Below are 16738 nucleotides of genomic sequence, written 5' to 3'. Positions count from 1 at the left end.
AGAATCTGAGGCCACTGCCGCTCTTCCGGGGGAACCTCCGACTGGATCGTCAAGCACAGATCCACGAGCTCTTCCTGGTGCAGGCCAGTGGTATGATACAACGCGACGGTCCGTTCACGTGGGCTTGGTTGGCCAACCCATTCTCGCGTGAATCGGACCGTCACTCGTTTGTCGACACGCGCAAGTTGATCTCAGAACCGTAACGAAACGCTTCGCTGAATAACCCTCACGGTAAGAGGCCGCGCGGATTGATGGGTAACTCATGGGCGGCGCACGGGTCGGGTGCCCCAGCGGTGGGTGATCCAGGCGCGGCGGATCAAGCTACGCACGGTGATGATCGCGTCGGCGAGGTCGAAGAACGCCTCGACCACGACCTGGCGTCGTTCGTAGCATCGCTGTAGTCGGTTGAAGGTGTTGTGCCAGGCGTTCGTCCGCTCCACGTGCCAGCGTTGGGTGGCCTGGATCGGCGCTTTCTCGCCCTTGCGGGCGATCTCGCCGTGCAGCCCGTGGTCGGTCAGGGTGTCGCGGGTCTTGCCCGAGTCATAGCCGGAGTCCAGGTGCACGGTGATCTCGTCGGGCAGCGGCCCGAGATCGTCGAGCTTGTCCAGGGTGGGAGCCAGCAGCGGCGAGTCGTGCCGGTGCGCCCCGGCCAGCACCCGCCCCAGCGGGATGCCGTAACCGTCGACCAGCAGCGAGCGTTTCATGCCCTGCTTGCGCCGTCGACCGGCGACGGCCCGGCGACCTCGCCCCCGCTGGGGGCCTTGGTGATGCAACCGTCCACGGCGATGTCCTCGAGCAGCAGCCCGACGATGCGGTCATAGGCGTCCAGAGCGATCTGCTTGAGCTGGGCGAAGATCCCGAGCCGGATCCACTCGTCGCGGCGGGCCCGGATGGTGGTGGCCGAGCAGGTGGTGTCGGCGATGCCCTGGTAGGAGCAGCCGAACCGGAGCACCTGCAGCAGCTTGTCGAACACGATCCGGTCCGGGATCCGGCGGCGGTGGCAGCCCCCACGGATGGGTCGGTACGTAGGTCTCACGCGCCGGTAGCAGCGCGGCGAAGTTGGTCCCACAGCGGGTCGGCAAGCCATGATGGCAAGGCGGGCACGCGGCCTCCAGTCGATCACGAAGCGTAGACAACTTCATGATCGACAGGCCCGTGCCCGCTCCTCGTCTTCAACACCCGCCCGCGGCCAAGCCGTGATCAATCCGCGCGACCTCTAAGTGCGTCGATGCACGCTCCTTGGGAGCACGGCGCTACGAGATTGGGGCGTACTCCGTCAGGTCCTTGAGGATCAGGTCAGCGGCGATTGGACCGATACCGAGGTACCACAAGTCATCGGAGACCTCGTGCGCCTTTCCGGCCGACACGACGTCTAGCCTCTGCCACAGCGGGCCCGCGGTGACCTCGGCCTGGTTAGTCTCGTCAGGGTTGCCGTAGGCGGCGTAGAAGAGGATGTCTCCCTCGGCCTGGTTGATCTGCTCCTGGCTGACCTCGACAAAGGTCTTGTCAACCTGCTGCGAGGCGGGGCGGGCGAAGCCGGCGTCGTGCAGGACGGTGCCGATGAACGAGCCTTCGCCGTAGAGTCGGATGCTGCCGGACATGAACCGCACCATGCTTACCTCCAGCTGCGATGGGTCGCCGAATGCCTCGCCCACTTGCTTCGCGTTCTGCTCGTAGGCCGCCAGGATGCGCTGGGCCTCGGCCTGCTTGCCTAGCGCCTCGGCCGCGAGCTGGAAGTTCTCCTTCCAGGCGACGCCGACCTTCTCGGCGAACACGGTCGGGGCGATCTGGCTGAGCTGGCTGTAGAGGGCCTCGTGGCGAACCTTGTTGGACAAGATGAGATCGGGCTGCAACGAGGCGATCGCCTCGAGGTTCGGCTCACCGATGGTGCCGACCACGGCCACGTCCTGCGTCCGCTCGGCGAGGTAGGACTGCAGTCCTGAGGTGGCGTCGGCGCGGACCGCGCCGACCGGGGTGACGCCGAGGGCCAAAACCGAGTCGAGCTCCCCGGTGTCGAGCACGACCACGCGCTGCGGGGTACCGGAGACGTCGGTATTTCCCATCGCGTGTTGGACGGTCCTCGTGGTGTCGGCGGAGCCGCTATCGGCGCCGGGTGCGGAGTCCGTTTCAGAGCCGCATGCGCCCGCTAGCAGGGCTACCAGGCCGATCAACGCCGGCAGCAGTTGCCGCGATCGTGGCATCACTCCTCCTCCAGTTAGCGAAGTGAGCCTACGCTAACAACGGCCATTTGCCGCCCTACATTCGGGTCGGATGGACTGCGGCCGAGGCCTGGCGCGCGACGGTCACCGCCCCGCGCGCCACGGAGAGATCCAGGTCACTTCATCGTTCCGGATCGGGACTGCGTTTGTAAGGTTAGCCTCGCCTCGCTAAAGTGATCGACCGTTGCCGGAGGCAACAGCGAAGGGGCCGCCAGATGACCGTCACCGACAGTGCCATCGAGTCCGTCCACGATTCCGTCCTCGCCTGTGTGGGCAACACGCCGCTCACCGCGTTGGGCCGACTTTTTCCCGAACCGGATGTCGAGGTGATCGCCAAGCTCGAGCTCATGAATCCGGGCGGGAGCATGAAGGACCGTCCCGCCCGCTACATCGTCGAGAGCGGCCTGGCGGACGGGTCGATCCCCCGGGGCGCCCACCTGGTGGAGAGCAGCTCGGGCAACTTCGGGATCGCATTGGCCATCGCGGCCCGGCTGCACGGGCTCGCGTTCACCTGCGTGGTCGATCCGAAGGCGACATCGGCGAACATTGCCATCCTGCGTCACCTCGGCGCCGAGGTCGACGTGGTCCGGGAGCCGGACGACGCCGGCGGCTACCTGCAGACCCGCATCGAGCGCGTGCGGGAACTGCTGCGTCAGCGGCCCGACTCCATCTGGGTCAATCAGTACGCGAACAGCCGCAATTGGCAGGCCTACTACGAGGGCACGGGGGCAGAGATGTCCGCGGACCTCGTGCAGGCGCCGGATTACTTCTTCGCCGCTGTCAGCACCACGGGCAGCATCCAGGGCTGCTCCCGGCGCTTGCGCGAGCGTTTCCCGGGGGTGCGGGTGGTGGCCGTCGACGCCGTGGGCTCGATCATCTTCGGCGGGGTCCCGGGGCGCCGGGAGATCCCCGGCATCGGGGCCAGTCGGGTGCCGGAGCTGTTCCGGCCGGAGGAGATCGACGAGGTCGTCCACGTCGACGACGTCGAGGCCGCCCGCGGCTGCCGGGCGTTGCTGGCGGCAGAGGGCATCTTCGCCGGGGGCTCGACCGGAGCCGTCGTCGCGGCCATCGCCAAGAAGCTGCCCTCCCTGCCGCGCCCCTGCCGGATCGTCACCATCTTCCCTGATCGGGGAGATCGTTATCTCGACCTCGTCTACGACGACGACTGGCTGTCCGAGCTGGAGCGCTCCCGCAGGTCCGGGTGAACGTCCGACCCACCACCGCACCCGGCAACCCGTCCGCGCCCGCCTTTTCCCCACCGGCACGAGGAGGACCATGTCCATCGCGACCGAACTGAGCCCCGCGGGAACTCCCCGCATCCTGTTCCTGAGCCGTGGCGACGTCGCCGCGGCGGGAGGGGACCACTCCGAGCTCTACGTGCAGACCCTGCGCACCGCGCTGGTCGCGCACGCGGAGGGCCGGGTGGTGCAGCCGCTCAAGCCCTACCTGCGGGCGCAGGGCAAGGACGGCCACATCGCCGACCGGATCATCGCCATGCCGGCCCACCTGAGCGACCCGGGGGTCTCCGGCGTCAAGTGGATCGGGAGCAAGCACGACAACCCGAACCGCGTCGGGTTGGCCCGCGCCAGCGGGGTCATCGCGCTGAACGACCCGGGAACCAACTACCCGATCGCCATCCTCGAGTGCAGCCTGATCAGCGCCTGGCGCACCGCCGCGGTGACCTGCGTCGCCGCCGCTGCCCTGGCCCGCAAGGACTTCGCCGAGGTCGCCGTCATCGGCTGCGGCGTCATCGGGCGCGCGCAGGTCGAAGCGTTGCTGCAGCAGTTCGACCACATCCGCACCGTGCACCTCTACGACCTCGACGGCGCCGCCGCGCGTCGTCTGGCGGACGAGGTCACCGCCGAGCGCCCGGAACTCGCCGTCCGGGTTGCGGACAGCGCGGAGGAGGCGGTTCGGGCCGGTGACCTCGTGGTCCCCTGCACCGTGACCGACCAGCCCTACATCCGTTTCGACTGGCTCGGACGAGGCGCCTTCCTCAGCAACGTCTCGATCATGGACGTGCACAAGGACGTCTTCCTTGGGGCGGACAAGATCGTGGTCGACGACTGGGACCAGAGCAACCGCGAGAAGAAGATCATCAATCAGCTGGTGCTGGAGGGGAAGTTCTCCCGCGAACAGCTGCACGCCGAGCTCGGCGAGGTGCTGGGCGGCCGGCGGCCCGGCCGGGAGAGCGACGACGAGATCATCGTGCTGAACCCGATGGGCATGGCCGTGGAGGACATCGCCTGCGCCGCGGAGATCTACACCCGGGCCAAGCAGCAGCAGATCGGCACCTGGCTGGACCTGTACTGAGCCCGGAACCGTCATGAACCGTGAGCACGGTCGCGAGCAGCCCGGCGACCTCGTGATGCGTGACCTGGTCGACGCGCTGATCCAGGAGAACCTTTGGGGGTTCGCCGACGCCGCGGCGGTCACTGCGCCCTCGGCGGAGGGGCCCGAGCCGGTGGCGCCCGGCGAGCAGTGGCGTCGCGTCGACCTGATCGACGGGTGGATCTGCTTCCGCGCCCGCCCGGCGGGCGCGTTGCAGCCCTACCGGCTCTCCCGCGCACCCGTCTGGCATCGGGCGCCGGAAGCACCGCCGCGGCCGCTGGAACCGGAGGAGCTGCTGCGGCTCCTCGCCGAGGCCCACCCGCCGGCACCCGGCGACCCGCCACATGCCGCGCAGGTCGTCGCGGATCTGCGCACGGCGGTGCAGCACGCCGCCGTGGTCGACGGCGGCCGAACCCGGCTGGCGGATGCCCGGCCCCGGCCCGCGGGGCTGCTCGCCGCCGAACGACTCGCCGTCACCCGGAACCGTCCCTTCCACCCGACGGCTCGCGCGGCCGCCGGCTGGACCGCCGACGAGCTGGACCGCTACGGCCCGATGCGGCAGCAGCCACTCGGCCTGGACTGGGTGGCGGTGCGCCGGGACCGGCTGCGGCACGGTACCGGCACCGGGTCGGACCGGCTGCACGAGCTGCTGCTCGACGAGGCGGACCGCCGGCGGCTGGACGCCGCGCTCGACCGCACCGGGCTGCACGCCGAGGAGATGCAACCGTTGCCGGTGCACCCGTGGCAGCTCGAGCACGTGCTTCCCACCGCGTACGCGGCCGAGCTGGCCGCGGGCGAGGTGGTGCCCCTGGTGCGCGACCTGGGCCGGTTCCACCCGACCGCCTCGCTGCGCACGCTCACCACCGCCCCCGAGACGGAGCTGCACGTCAAGCTCCCGCTCGGGATCGCCACCCTCGGGGCCGCCCGGCTGCTGCCGCCCCGCTATCTGGACAACTCCGAGCGCGCGCAGCAGCTCATGCAGCAGCTGATCGAGCGGGACGCGGTGCTGCGGGCCCGGGTGCAGCTCTGCGACGAGCGGGCCTGGTGCGGCTGGCGCGACCCCGGCGGCGCCGACGAGTTCGACGACCGGCCCGGGCAGCTGTGCGCCCAGCTGCGCGCCTATCCGGCCGGCCTGTTCGAGGATCCGGCCGTGCTCGTGCTGCCGATGGCGGCGCTGGCCGCGCACGAGTGGGACGTACTGGGCCCGGCGGTCAGCGGTAACCGGTTCGGCGCGGCCGACGCGGCCGAGCTCTTCCGGCAGCTGGCCGGTGCGTTCTGCGAGATGGGGCTGGCGTTCCTGCGCTACGGCGTGCTGCCCGAGCTGCACGGCCAGAACGTGGTGGTGGCGCTGCGCGACGGCGCGGTGGACCGGTTCGTGCTGCGCGACCACGACACCCTGCGGCTCTACCCGGGCTGGATGGCCGCCGAGGGGGTGGCCGACCCGGGGTACCGGATCCGGCCGGCTGCCCCGCAGTCGCTGTGCCTGCCCTCGGCGGAGGCGCTGGTCGGCTACCTGCAGACCCTGGGCTTCCAGGTCAACCTGTACGGCGTTGCCGACGCGCTGTGCCGGCACTACGGGCTCGACGAGCGGATGCTGTGGGCCGAGCTGCGTGCGGCGGTGGTCGACGCGCTGGCCCTGCTCGCGCTACCCGGCCCGGTCGTCGGCTTGCTGGAACGTCAGCTGCTCCAGGTCCCCACCTGGCCGAGCCGGCTGGTGCTGGGTCCGTTGCTGCGCCAGGGGCGGTCCGGTGGGGTGAGCATGCCCGCAGGAACCGGGCGGGTTCCCAACCCGCTCGCCCCGGTCTCCGCCGTGAGCGCCCCGTGATGCGGCCCGGCCTGATCCGGAAGCGACACCTCCGGTGCCGCGGAACCCACCTGCCCGGCGGCGCCCGCCGCGGGTTCGTGGTGCTCTGGCTCGGCCAGTTCACGGCGATCGCCGGGCTCACCGTCGTGGTGCCGCTGCTGCCATTCTACCTGGCCGGCCTGGGTGTGCCGGAGCACGACGTGCCGTGGTGGACGGCGGTCTCACTGGCAGCGCCGGCCGTCACCCAGATGATCACCGCGCCACTGTGGGGCATCGTCGGGGACCGGTACGGCCGCAAGGCGATGGTCGTGCGGGCGCACGCCGGACTCGCGCTCGCGGTGGGGCTGATGGCGCTGGCCGACGGCCCCGAGGAGTTCCTGGGCTACCGGCTGCTGCAGGGCGCCTGCGGCGGGGTGGTCGGCGCGACCGCCACGTTCGCCAGCTCGCTCGCCCCCGCCCAGCGCCGGGGCCGGGCGCTCGGCGGGTTGTTCGGGGCCGTCGCCGCCGGGTCCCTGGTGGGCCCGCTGGCCGGCAGCCTGCTCGCGACCGGGTACGGGTACGGGGCACTGTTCGGTGCCATCGCCGCCCTGCTCGCGTTGTCGAGCCTGTCGGCGCTGGTCCTGCTGCGCGAGCCGGCGGGTGGCCCGCGCGCGGCCGGCGCGCCCGAGGCCGGCGGTCCGACACTGTGGGCCGCGGCCGCGGAGCTGCTGCGCAGTCTGCGCAGCCGCCACCTGCTGATGGCAGGGGTGGCCGGGCAGGCCGGCGTCTACGCGCTGCTGGTCCTGTTCGCCCCGCGGGTCGCGCAGGTCACCGGCTCCGTCGCCGCCGCGACGGTGTGGGTGGGCATCCTGCAGGCGGTCACCTGGGCGGCGTCCCTCGTCGGGGGTCCCTGGTGGGGCCACCGCAACGACCGGCACCGCCCGGAACTCGGTTTCGCGATGGCGGCCGCCGGCTGCGGTCTCGCGGTCGCCCTGCAGGCCGTACCGGTCACGGCGGCGGGCCTGCTGCCGTTGCGCGTCGCGCAGGGCTTCTGCTTCGCCGCGCTCGTCCCGTCCGTACAGCACGTCATCAGCCGCCTGGTCGCGGAGCGGGCGCGCGGCGCCGGGCTGGGCATCGCCCAGGCCCTGCTGGACCTCGGCCAGGTCCTCGGCCCGCTGCTCGGCGCGCTGGCCGCGGCCCTGCTGCCGGCTCCCGCGGCGTTCGCCACGGTCGGTGTGCTGTTCGGGCTGGCCTCGGCGCTGGCTCTGGCCGGCGACCGCGCCGCCCGCCGCGACGCCACCACGACCCCGGAACACTCCCGTCCCGCACTCGGCGGAAGCAGGTGACCCACCCATGACCGAGACCACCACCCCGGCGATCAGCCCGGCGCCCCCGCGCGCGATCGCCGAGCGCGCCGCCACCAAGCGACTGCTCAACGCCTTCCTGCGGGAGACCGGCGGCGACCCGCCGGCCGACCCGGGGCTGCGGGTGCCGCTACCCGCGTCCGGCTGCGCCCTGCTCGGCACCATCCGGCACCGGTCGGTGCTCGGCCACCACGACTACGGCGACGAGTTCTGCGTGCAGCACGACGACAGCGACACGGCACGCCCGGTCGGGCACGACGAGCTGGTGACGCTGCTGCTCACGGAGGTGGCGGCGCTCGCCGCGCGGACCGCGGGCGAGCCGTCCGACGGCCCGGCGCGCACGGCGGAGCTGGCCGCCCAGATCGACAACAGCGTGGCGCGCACGACCCGTTACCTGCAGTGCGAGCGCCCCCCGCGACCGCCCGCGACGGACCCACGGGCCCTCACCCGGCACACCGAGCAGTCGCTGCTGTTCGGCCACCCGTTCCACCCGACCCCGAAGAGCGCCGAGGGGTTCGGCCCGGACGATCTCGCGGCGTACGCGCCCGAGCTGCGGGCCAGCTTCCGGCTGCACTACCTGGCGGTCGCTCCCGAGCTCCTCGTGGAGGACCGGGTGGCGCCCGACCCCTGGGTCGCACCCGAGGTCGAGCAGCAGGCGCGACGGTTGCTCGGGGCGGACCGCCCTGCCCACGCGCTGCTCCCGATGCACCCCTGGCAGGCCAACCACCTGCGCCGGGCGGACGCGTTCGCGGCCCTGGTCGCCGAGGGCGCCATGGTACCGCTCGGCCCGCTCGGCCCCGCGGTGTACCCCACGTCGTCAGTGCGCACGGTGTGCGACCCCGCCTTCGCCACCGCGTGGAAGCTGCCGCTGCACGTGCGGATCACCAACTTCGTCCGCAACAACCCCCCCGAGCACGGCCGGCGGGCCGCCGACGCCGGGCGGGTGGTCGCCGCGGTGCGCGGCGGCTGGGACCACGACGCGTTCGCGGTGCTGCTGGAGACCGGTTACCGCACGGTCGACGTCCCGGCGCTGGCCGCCGACCTCACCGTGCTCTACCGCGAGAACCCCTTCGCCACCCGCCCGGAGGCACCGCAGGTGCTGGCCGGCCTGCTGGAGGACGGCACCGACGGTGCCGAGCCGGCGCTGATCGGCTACGTCCGGCAGGCGACCCGGCGCCGCGACGGCCTGCTGCCGGCCGCCGACACCGGCCGGTGGCTGTGCCGCTACCTCGAGATCTCGCTGCTACCGCTGCTCGCGGTGTTCTGCGCGGACGGCGTCAGCCTGGAGGCCCACGTGCAGAACTCGCTGCTGCACCTGCAGGACGGCTGGCCGGCCCGGTTCTACGTGCGTGACATGGAGGGCACCAGCGTGAGCCGCCGGCGCGTCGCCGCCGGCGTCGTCGCCGCCGACAGCCCGGTGCTCGTCGACGACGACGAGGCCTGGCTGCGGCTGAGGTACTACGTGCTGACCAACCACCTCGGTCACCTCGTGCACGTCCTCGGCCGGCACGCGGAGGGTGGCGAGGCGGGCCTCTGGCAGGTGGTACGGGACATGGTGCGGTCGGCGCCGCCGGGCCGGTACCGCAGTGAGCTGCTCTCCTCGCCGGTACTGCCGGCCAAGGCCAACCTGATCAGCCGCTTCGCCGGGCGCGGCGAGCGCCCGCTGTACGTGGACGTCCCCAACCCGATACGCGAGGTGAACGCATGACCGCAGGCACCCTCCCGGCCCCGACGACCGTCGGCGCGCCGGGCACCGCCGACCTCGTCCAACGCGCCCTGCGGGCTCCGCAGCTGGAGCAGGTGCGGCGGCGGCTGTTCCGCCAGCTGCTGGAGTCACTGTTGTACGAGGAGGTGCTGGCCGCGCGCCCGACCGGCGACGGGACCTGGGTCGTCGACGGCCGCGACGAGGACGGCGAGCCGGTCGGCTACCTGTTCGGCGCGACCCGCCGGTACGGCTTCGACCGGGTCCGGCTGGGTCCGGAGCCGGTGCTGCGCCGGGCCGGCGGTACCACCGCTGAGGCCGACTCGACCACCCGGCTGCTCGGCGAGGTGCGAGACGGTCTCGACGCGGACCCGGCACGGCTCGCGACCTTCGCCCGGGAGCTGGAGGAGACGCTGGTCAAGGACGCGCTCGCGCAGTACGTGCGCGCGCAGCGCGGGGACCGGCTCGCCGGCGCGGACCACGACACTCTGGAGTGGGCGATCATGGACGGGCATCCGTACCACCCCGCCTACAAGTCCCGCATCGGCTTCGACCTGGACGACGACCTCGCCTTCGGACCGGAGTTCGCCCACCCGGTGCGCCCGCTCTGGCTGGCCGCGCACCGGGCGACGGCGCGGGTCGCCGTCTCCGGCGAGCTCGACGAGGCGGCCTTCCTGCGCGAGCAGCTCGGCGCCGCCACGATCGAGGAGTTCCACGAGCGGATCCGCGAGGCCGGGGCCGACCCGGCCGACCACGCGCTGCTGCCCGTCCACCCGTGGCAGTGGCGCGAGCACGTCTGCCGCGCCTTCGCCCGGCAGCTGCGCGCCGGTGAGCTCATCGTCCTCGGCGAGGACCCGCACGCCCACCTGGCCCAGCAGTCCATCCGCACGCTGGCCTGCCGCGACGTCCCGGAGCGGGCGTACCTGAAGCTGTCGCTGTCGATCGTCAACACCTCGACCAGCCGGGGCCTCGCCCCGCACACGGTCGGCAACGCCGCGCCGATCTCGGACTGGCTGCGCCGCGTGGTGGACGACGACCCGTACCTGAGCCGCGAGCTGGGACTGATCGTGCTCGGCGAGGTGATGGGCGTCGCCGTCGACCCGCCGCCGGTGTCGGAGCTGCTGCGCGAGGACGGCTACGGCGCGCTGGCGTGCATCTGGCGGGAGAGCCTGCACGTCCACCTGGAACCCGGGGAGCAGGCAGTGCCCTTCACCGGGCTCACCGCCCGCGAGCTGGACGGCACTCCGCTGGTCGACCCGTGGGTGCGGGAGTACGGGGTGCGGCGGTGGGTGGAGGACCTCGTCGCCGTGAGCGTGCTGCCGTTGGTGCACCTGCTCCAGGGCCACGGCATCGCCCTGGAGGCGCACGCCCAGAACATGCTGCTGGTGCACTCCGGCGGGCGACCGCGGCGGCTGGCGGTGAAGGACTTCCACGACGGCATCCGGTTCTCCCGCGCCCACCTGGCCGACCCGGAGCGCTGCCCCGAGCTCGCTGGGACCCCGGCGCACCACACCAACCGCAACTCCTTCCTGGAGACCGACGACCTCGACCTCGTCACCGACTTCCTGCTCGACGCGTTCTGCTTCGTCAATCTCGGCGAGCTGGCGATCCTCCTCGACGACGCCTACGGGTTCGCCGAGCCGGAGTTCTGGGCGGCGGTCCGCGACGCGATCGAGGCCTACCAACGCCGCCACCCGGAGCTCGCCGACCGGTTCGCGCAACTCGACGTGTTCAAGCCGTTCCTTGCGGTGGAGAAGCTGACGACCCGGCGGCTGCAGCCGGACACCGAGCTGCGGCTGCACAGCGTGCCCAACCCGCTCGCGGGCAGCACCGCGCGGAGCAACCGGGGGTCCTGCTGATGCTGCGCCCCAACGCGGTGAAGGCGAAGCTCGCCGCGGGTGAGGAGGTCTACGGCCTGTTCTGCGCGATCCCCTCCCCGGTGCTGGTGGAGATGATCGGCTGTGCCGGTTACGACCTGGTCATCCTCGACACCGAGCACGCCCTGGTCGACCCGCAGCAGCTGGAGAACCTCGTCCGGGCCGCCGAGGCGGTCGACCTCACCCCGTTCGTCCGCGTGTCGGAGGCCGACCCGGGTGCCGTGCTGCGCGCCCTGGACGCCGGCGCGATGGGCGTCGTCGTCCCGCACGTGCGGCGGCGCCCGGACGTGGACGCGGCGATCCGCGCCGCTCGCTACGCGCCCGAGGGGATGCGCAGCCTGGGCGGCGGCCGAGTTCCCGGGTTCGGCCGGATCGACCTGGTCGACTACGTCCGGCGGGCGAACGCGGAGATCATGGTGGTGCCGATGATCGAGGACGCGGAGGCCGTGGACGACCTGCCTGCGATCCTGGCCGGCGGGGGCGTCGACCTGGTCCTGGAAGGCGCCGCCGACCTCTCCCAGTCCTACGGGGTGCCCTGGCAGACCCGCCATCCACGGGTCCGGGACGCGGTGCGCCGGGTGCACACCACCTGCACCGAGCACGGTGTGCCGTTCTGCGCGATCCCCCGCACCCGCTCCGATCACGAGGAGTGGCGTGCCGCCGGAGTGCGGGCGTTCGTGCTCGGCGAGGAGCGAGGCCTGGCCGCCCGCGCCCTGCGCGCCCACCTCGACCTGCACCGCTTCGAGGAGACCATGTGAACGACGACCTGACGAAGCTGATCCTGGACCGGGCCGGCGGCGCCCGCCCGGTGTGCCTGTACGGCTACGACCTGGACCTGCTCGCCGAGCACGTCGAACGAGTCGTCGCGACGCTGCCCGAGCGGTGCCGGATGTTCTACGCAATGAAGGCCAACAGCAGCGAGCCAGTGCTGCGCACGCTCGCCCCGCTCGTCGCCGGCTTCGAAGTCGCCTCCGGCGGGGAGGTGGCCAAGGCGCGCGCGGTGGACGAGCGGATCCCGTTCATCTTCGGCGGGCCGGCCAAGACCGAGCACGACATCGCCGCGGCCCTGACGCACCGGGTGGCCCGCTTCCACGTGGAGAGCGAGCTCGAACTGCACCGGATCTCCGCGGCGGCGGGCCGGGCCGGCCGCGTCGCCGACGTCCTGCTGCGGGTGAACCTCACCGGCCCGTTCCCGATCGCCACCCTGGCCATGGCCGGGCGGCCCACCCAGTTCGGCATCGACGAGGAACGCCTGCCCGAGGCGGTGCGGACGGCCCGCCGGCTGCCGCACCTGCGCCTGGTCGGGTTCCACCTGCACTCGGTGTCCAACAACCTCTCGGCCGCGGCCCACCTGGACATGCTGGAGCTCTACCGGCGCCGGGTGACGGGCTGGGAGCGCGAGTTCGGGCTCGCCTGTGAGGTGGTGAACTTTGGCGGCGGCATCGGTGTCAACTACGCGGACCTGGCCGAGCAGTTCGACTGGCCGTCGTTCGCCCGCGGGCTCGGCGAGCTTGTCGGGCGGTCCTTCCCAGCGCATTGGCAGGAGATCGACTTCGAATGCGGGCGTTTCCTCGTCGCGGGCTGCGGCTCCTACGCGGCCGAGGTCCTGGACGTCAAGCGCAACCACGGGGAGGCCTACGTCATCCTGCGCGGCGGTACCCACCACTTCCGGTTGCCGGTGTCCTGGCAGCACAGCCACCCCTTCACCGTGGTCCCGGTCGACCGGTGGCCACTGCCGAGCCCGCGCCCTGAGGTGCGCGACGAGCCGGTGACCGTGGTCGGCGAGCTGTGCACCCCCAAGGACGTGCTGGCCCGCGGCGTGGTGGTGCCCCGGGTGCGCGCCGGGGACGTGCTACTGTTCAGCCACGCCGGCGCCTACGGCTGGGAGATCTCCCACCACGACTTCCTCAGCCATCCCCACCCCGACCACGTGTTCCTCGGTGAGGTGCCCCGTTGTTCTCGGACTACGGCCCGCATGGGATCGGATCCGAAGGGTGGCGAGAATAGATGCCTCGGAAGTACAGGAAGTTCAGTCCCGAGTTTCGGGATGACGCGGTACGGCTGGTGATCGAGAGCTCGCGTCCCTATCACTCAGGTCGCGCGTGAACTCGGCATCAATGAAGGAACTCTCGGGAACTGGCTGAACCAGTACCGGAACGAGCACGCCGGCGACGAGCACCGCTGACATCGAGCGAGCGCGCGCAGCTGCACGAAGCACAGCGGGAACTCCGCGAGCTGCGCATGGAGAACGAGTTCCTGAAAATTGTGGCCCTGATGACCGGCGTGCAGCGGGCGATCCGGCGCGCGGTGTGCGCCGGGCGTCACCACCGGAAACGCCCACCGACCCCTATCCTGGCCACCGCCCCCGAGTGGGAATTCCGGTGAGCAACTCTGGTCAAGACCATTAAGCGCCATCACCATCGCGCTGCTCGCGACCAATGGGCTGACCCGTAGGTTCGTGGGCGATCTCGAGCATGCCCTCGATCCTGGTGCCCGCGATGCCAGCCGGCGTACTTGTCTCCGACGACCAGATGGATGAGATCACCTGAAGCCCCCGAGGACAGGGGCGCGCCGGAGAGCCGGAGTCACCGAACGACTCCGGGCCAGCCCAAGTGGGCGGAGACGTCGCTGCGGGCAGTAGCCCCCTCACTGCGGTAGCTGCGCAGGCGGGGTACCACTGGCGCCGATCACCAGTCCTTGCCCGACGTGCTCCACGACTCGGCGGGCGGCGGATCCCCTGATGCGTGGGCCCGCAGAGAAGGCCATCGAGGGGCGACGCATCACTCCATCTCGGGGCGAACGTCGACAATCGCGAAGCCGTCCCCGATTCCATTGTCGGCGCTGCGCGCCGTGGCGATGTCCATCAGGACACGGGGGCAGCCACGATCGTTACGTCGCCCCCACCTGGGCGCAATGCCCGGCCGTACCGAGGAAGTAGTCGTTGCCATCACCGAAGACGAAGTTCATCGTGCAGCGCATCGGCGAAACCATCCACGAACACGGGCGGATGCCGGTGAAGAGCAGAGCGCTCGCCGGAAGCTCCACGCCCGCTGGAACAGCTATCGTCTGGCCCTGCTCGGTGGCTGCGACCACCCGCGCGTGCAGCGCGGGAACGTACCAGTCGAGTTGCGGGAGCTCGAGCGGCACCACGGCCCCGCTCGCCGGCCGGGCATGGACCGCGGACTGTTGCAGCTTAACCGCCGGTTCGGTGCCGGTGATTGCTCATGCAGGTTCTCGGCCGAGCAGGGTTGCCCGGCGGTAGTACTCGTAGAGTCCGTCGAGCAGCGGCCCGGTGTGGGGGAGGATCTCGTCGTCGGCGCAGACCATGGATAGCCCGCGGAGCGCGACGTCGAGGCCGGGTGCTTCGGGGGCGTCGAAGCGCTCGTCTTCGAGGCCGGCCTCGTGGATGATCTCTGCGATCTTCCACAGCACGGGGTCGTCGAGCTGGAACCGGCGCAGAATGGTCTCGAAGCTGCAGTCGCCGTCGTGGTGGGACAGCTTGACGCCGGGGCATGTCGTAAGCGGTCGCGTCATCGGGGACCGCGGCGGGGTCGCGCCGCACCCCCGGTCGCCTCGTTGCTGGCCTGATCAGGCTCGAAGTCGGTGCCGCACACCCGCATGTGATCGGCCCGGCCGCCAGCACGGTCGGCGCGACTCGGATGCGGCGCCCGCAATCGCACACGCACGGCGGCGGCGTGGGCTTCTTCGGCTTCCCCCCGTCGGTGGTCTCAGCCGTGCGGTGCAGCCGCAGCGCCCGCCCCAGCTGGTCGATCACCTCGGCGTAGTCCTTGCGGGTGCTGGTGGGGAGGCTGGTCGGGGACCAGCCGATCCGCGGGTCCTTGGTGACCTCGATCCCGAGTTCCTCGCCCAGCGCCTTGAACCTCGCGTTGTGCCAGCGCCCCTGCCGCGAGGTGTCCTTGATCCCCCGCACGTGCGCCAAGGCGTGCGCGGCCTCGTGCAGCAGCGTCCCCAGCACGTCGGCCGGTCCGCGCGCGATGCCCTCGCCACCGACGAACACCTCCGGCAGCCGCGCCCCGCCCTCCTGTGCAGGGTCGGCCTGGTCGGAGTTCCAGCGCATCGCGGCGAAGTGCCCCAACCGCAGCGCGCCCGCCGCGCCGATCGACCCGGCGCCGAGCACCAGCACCACCGCGGGAACCTCCGTGTGACGGGCACGGATCGCGGCCCACGCCCCTTCCAGCGCGGCGACCATCGGCGCACTGATCGGCCCCTCCCCCGGCGTTGACACGTGCGCGTCAACCAGCCGAGTCATGTCCACGGCGGGCGTGATCATCGGGTCACCTCGATCGGCTCGGCCACCCGCCCGGCCAGGGTGCGGCACAGCGCCGTGCGGTCGGGGTGGGAGAACTGCGCGACCGGGAGGCCGTCGCGGACCTGCCAGTACCCGGGCGCGACGCTGACGGCCTGCTCGCCGCAGCCCGGACAGATCAGCTCGTCGGGGTCGACGAACCGCCGAACCGTCCGGCTGGTCGCGCTGGTTGTGGTGCTGGTGCCCATGCTGGCCTCCGTGCTGCTGTGGGCCTGTCGGCCCGTCCCCTTGGGGTGGCGGGCGCTGTTCCCCCGCCGCCGCAAGGCGTCCCAGCACGGCCGTGGAGGCTCGCGGTCACGGGCGGCCGCAGGCCGTCGCGACAGCGACGCGGAGCGTCAGCGGAGCGCCCTTGACCGTGAGGTCGGCCGTGCTAAGCCAAGGGCCGGCAGGCCCCCGCCGCAGGCGGTCCATCGGGGTAGTTCCTCGGCCCGCGCGGCCCTGAGCGCAGACCCGACCCGCTGCGTGTCCGGCGGGCCGGTGACCTGGTCGGACGTCGCATACTGTCGGTGGTGCCTGTCACAGTGGGCGCATGGAGGTCACCGAGAACGACATCAAGCGGATTCCGGTGGGCAACCTCCGGGTGCCCCGCGCCGAGTTCGCCGCCGTCTGGGCCGCCGCGCAGCGGCGGTGCCGCGAGCAGGGCGACCGCGGCATCACCGACTGGTACGCGGCCGGTGTCGCATCCACGTGCCAGTGGATGGCCGGCGCCATCGTCGAGGCTCCCAACGGTGCCCGGTTCCCCGCGTACTCCCCGGTCACGGACCGCACGACGACGGCGTATGAGGAGCTGATCGAGGCGGAGTACCAGGCCGCAGAGCTGCTCGACGTCCGCCGGCCCGATCTGCTGGAACACCGGCCCGGGTGGTGTGAGGCCATCCGGGCGACACTGCGGTGGGCGTGGCGCCGCAACGGTCCGCCGCCCCTCCACGACCCGACACCGGCGAGCACCGCGCAATAACGCCCCTCACGACACGTCTACCTGGTCGTATTCGGCGGGCTCGAAGTCATCGGTGTCCTCGTCGACGTCGGCGGTCTCGTCGGCGTGGTCGTCGGTGTGCCAGCGGTTCAGTTCCTCGGCGCGGTGCTCTTCGGCTTCCTGCGCGTCGGCGGCGTCGCGGGCGCGCATTTCGACCAG

15 protein-coding genes and 1 pseudogene are annotated in these 16738 nt (G+C 71.9%); 11 read left to right on the top strand and 5 right to left on the bottom strand.

Annotated elements, in window-relative coordinates; translation table 11 throughout:
* Positions 1-260: 260 nt before the first annotated feature.
* Positions 261-1104 (bottom strand): annotated as a pseudogene (locus KME75_RS31815) (IS5 family transposase).
* Positions 1105-1253: 149 nt separating this feature from the next.
* The gene (locus tag KME75_RS31810; protein ID WP_219418638.1) at positions 1254-2201 is read right to left on the bottom strand and encodes an ABC transporter substrate-binding protein; all 948 of its coding nucleotides are present in this window, start codon (positions 2199-2201) and stop codon (positions 1254-1256) included.
* Positions 2202-2434: 233 nt separating this feature from the next.
* Here KME75_RS31810 and sbnA point away from each other — a divergent pair, with 233 nt between their 5' ends.
* From sbnA to KME75_RS31760, 10 genes are all read left to right on the top strand, one after another.
* A complete protein-coding gene (gene sbnA, locus KME75_RS31805; protein WP_219418637.1) occupies positions 2435-3424 on the top strand; it encodes a 2,3-diaminopropionate biosynthesis protein SbnA in 990 nt (329 codons plus the stop codon).
* A gap of 70 nt (positions 3425-3494) precedes the next feature.
* On the top strand, positions 3495-4532 hold the full coding sequence (sbnB, locus tag KME75_RS31800) for a 2,3-diaminopropionate biosynthesis protein SbnB (protein ID WP_219418636.1): 1038 nt from the start codon (positions 3495-3497) through the stop codon (positions 4530-4532).
* 13 nt (positions 4533-4545) lie between these two features.
* Positions 4546-6375 (top strand): IucA/IucC family protein, encoded by a 1830-nt coding sequence (locus KME75_RS31795; protein WP_219418635.1) that lies wholly within the window; start codon positions 4546-4548, stop codon positions 6373-6375.
* Positions 6375-7679: an MFS transporter gene (locus tag KME75_RS31790; RefSeq protein WP_219418634.1), complete on the top strand. Its 1305-nt coding sequence runs from the start codon at positions 6375-6377 to the stop codon at positions 7677-7679. Before KME75_RS31795 ends, KME75_RS31790 begins: the two co-directional genes overlap by 1 nt.
* A gap of 7 nt (positions 7680-7686) precedes the next feature.
* Positions 7687-9405 (top strand): IucA/IucC family protein, encoded by a 1719-nt coding sequence (locus tag KME75_RS31785; protein WP_219418633.1) that lies wholly within the window; start codon positions 7687-7689, stop codon positions 9403-9405.
* Positions 9402-11258 (top strand): IucA/IucC family protein, encoded by a 1857-nt coding sequence (locus KME75_RS31780; RefSeq protein WP_219418632.1) that lies wholly within the window; start codon positions 9402-9404, stop codon positions 11256-11258. The genes KME75_RS31785 and KME75_RS31780 overlap by 4 nt, the downstream gene beginning before the upstream one ends.
* Entirely contained in the window at positions 11258-12034 is a 777-nt protein-coding gene (locus tag KME75_RS31775) for an HpcH/HpaI aldolase family protein (protein WP_219418631.1), read from the top strand. Before KME75_RS31780 ends, KME75_RS31775 begins: the two co-directional genes overlap by 1 nt.
* A complete protein-coding gene (locus KME75_RS31770) occupies positions 12031-13344 on the top strand; it encodes a type III PLP-dependent enzyme (RefSeq protein WP_219418630.1) in 1314 nt (437 codons plus the stop codon). The genes KME75_RS31775 and KME75_RS31770 overlap by 4 nt, the downstream gene beginning before the upstream one ends.
* Before the next feature lie 18 nt (positions 13345-13362).
* Positions 13363-13461 carry a transposase gene (locus KME75_RS47070; RefSeq protein ID WP_219418639.1) on the top strand — a complete coding sequence of 33 codons (99 nt, stop codon included), beginning with the start codon at positions 13363-13365 and terminating at the stop codon, positions 13459-13461.
* 56 nt (positions 13462-13517) lie between these two features.
* On the top strand, positions 13518-13661 hold the full coding sequence (locus KME75_RS31760; RefSeq protein ID WP_219418629.1) for a hypothetical protein: 144 nt from the start codon (positions 13518-13520) through the stop codon (positions 13659-13661).
* Between the two features lie 504 nt (positions 13662-14165).
* Here KME75_RS31760 and KME75_RS31755 read toward each other — a convergent pair.
* From KME75_RS31755 to KME75_RS31745, 3 genes are all read right to left on the bottom strand, one after another.
* Positions 14166-14426, bottom strand: a complete 261-nt coding sequence (locus KME75_RS31755) for a S1 family peptidase (protein ID WP_219418628.1) — start codon at positions 14424-14426, stop codon at positions 14166-14168.
* A 72-nt stretch (positions 14427-14498) separates the two neighbouring features.
* Complete coding sequence (locus KME75_RS31750) at positions 14499-14810, bottom strand: chromate resistance protein ChrB domain-containing protein (protein ID WP_219418627.1); 312 nt, start codon at positions 14808-14810, stop codon at positions 14499-14501.
* A 753-nt stretch (positions 14811-15563) separates the two neighbouring features.
* Positions 15564-15791, bottom strand: coding sequence for a hypothetical protein (locus KME75_RS31745; protein WP_219418626.1), 228 nt, complete (start codon positions 15789-15791; stop codon positions 15564-15566).
* A 341-nt stretch (positions 15792-16132) separates the two neighbouring features.
* Here KME75_RS31745 and KME75_RS31740 point away from each other — a divergent pair, with 341 nt between their 5' ends.
* Positions 16133-16561, top strand: coding sequence for a hypothetical protein (locus KME75_RS31740; protein WP_219418625.1), 429 nt, complete (start codon positions 16133-16135; stop codon positions 16559-16561).
* The last annotated feature ends 177 nt before the right edge of the window (positions 16562-16738 follow it).

This window comes from Pseudonocardia nigra (genome assembly GCF_019396355.1).
GTDB classification, from domain to species: Bacteria; Actinomycetota; Actinomycetes; order Mycobacteriales; family Pseudonocardiaceae; genus Pseudonocardia; species Pseudonocardia nigra.
This window is presented reverse-complemented; position numbering and strand designations above follow the sequence as displayed.

Coding starts and splice junctions, on each gene's coding strand:
- KME75_RS31810 (WP_219418638.1), bottom strand. CDS start 2,201: ATGCCACGATCGCGGCAACTGCTGCCGGCGTTGATCGGCCTGGTAGCC.
- sbnA (WP_219418637.1), top strand. CDS start 2,435: ATGACCGTCACCGACAGTGCCATCGAGTCCGTCCACGATTCCGTCCTC.
- sbnB (WP_219418636.1), top strand. CDS start 3,495: ATGTCCATCGCGACCGAACTGAGCCCCGCGGGAACTCCCCGCATCCTG.
- KME75_RS31795 (WP_219418635.1), top strand. CDS start 4,546: ATGAACCGTGAGCACGGTCGCGAGCAGCCCGGCGACCTCGTGATGCGT.
- KME75_RS31790 (WP_219418634.1), top strand. CDS start 6,375: ATGCGGCCCGGCCTGATCCGGAAGCGACACCTCCGGTGCCGCGGAACC.
- KME75_RS31785 (WP_219418633.1), top strand. CDS start 7,687: ATGACCGAGACCACCACCCCGGCGATCAGCCCGGCGCCCCCGCGCGCG.
- KME75_RS31780 (WP_219418632.1), top strand. CDS start 9,402: ATGACCGCAGGCACCCTCCCGGCCCCGACGACCGTCGGCGCGCCGGGC.
- KME75_RS31775 (WP_219418631.1), top strand. CDS start 11,258: ATGCTGCGCCCCAACGCGGTGAAGGCGAAGCTCGCCGCGGGTGAGGAG.
- KME75_RS31760 (WP_219418629.1), top strand. CDS start 13,518: ATGGAGAACGAGTTCCTGAAAATTGTGGCCCTGATGACCGGCGTGCAG.
- KME75_RS31750 (WP_219418627.1), bottom strand. CDS start 14,810: ATGACGCGACCGCTTACGACATGCCCCGGCGTCAAGCTGTCCCACCAC.
- KME75_RS31745 (WP_219418626.1), bottom strand. CDS start 15,791: ATGGGCACCAGCACCACAACCAGCGCGACCAGCCGGACGGTTCGGCGG.
- KME75_RS31740 (WP_219418625.1), top strand. CDS start 16,133: ATGGAGGTCACCGAGAACGACATCAAGCGGATTCCGGTGGGCAACCTC.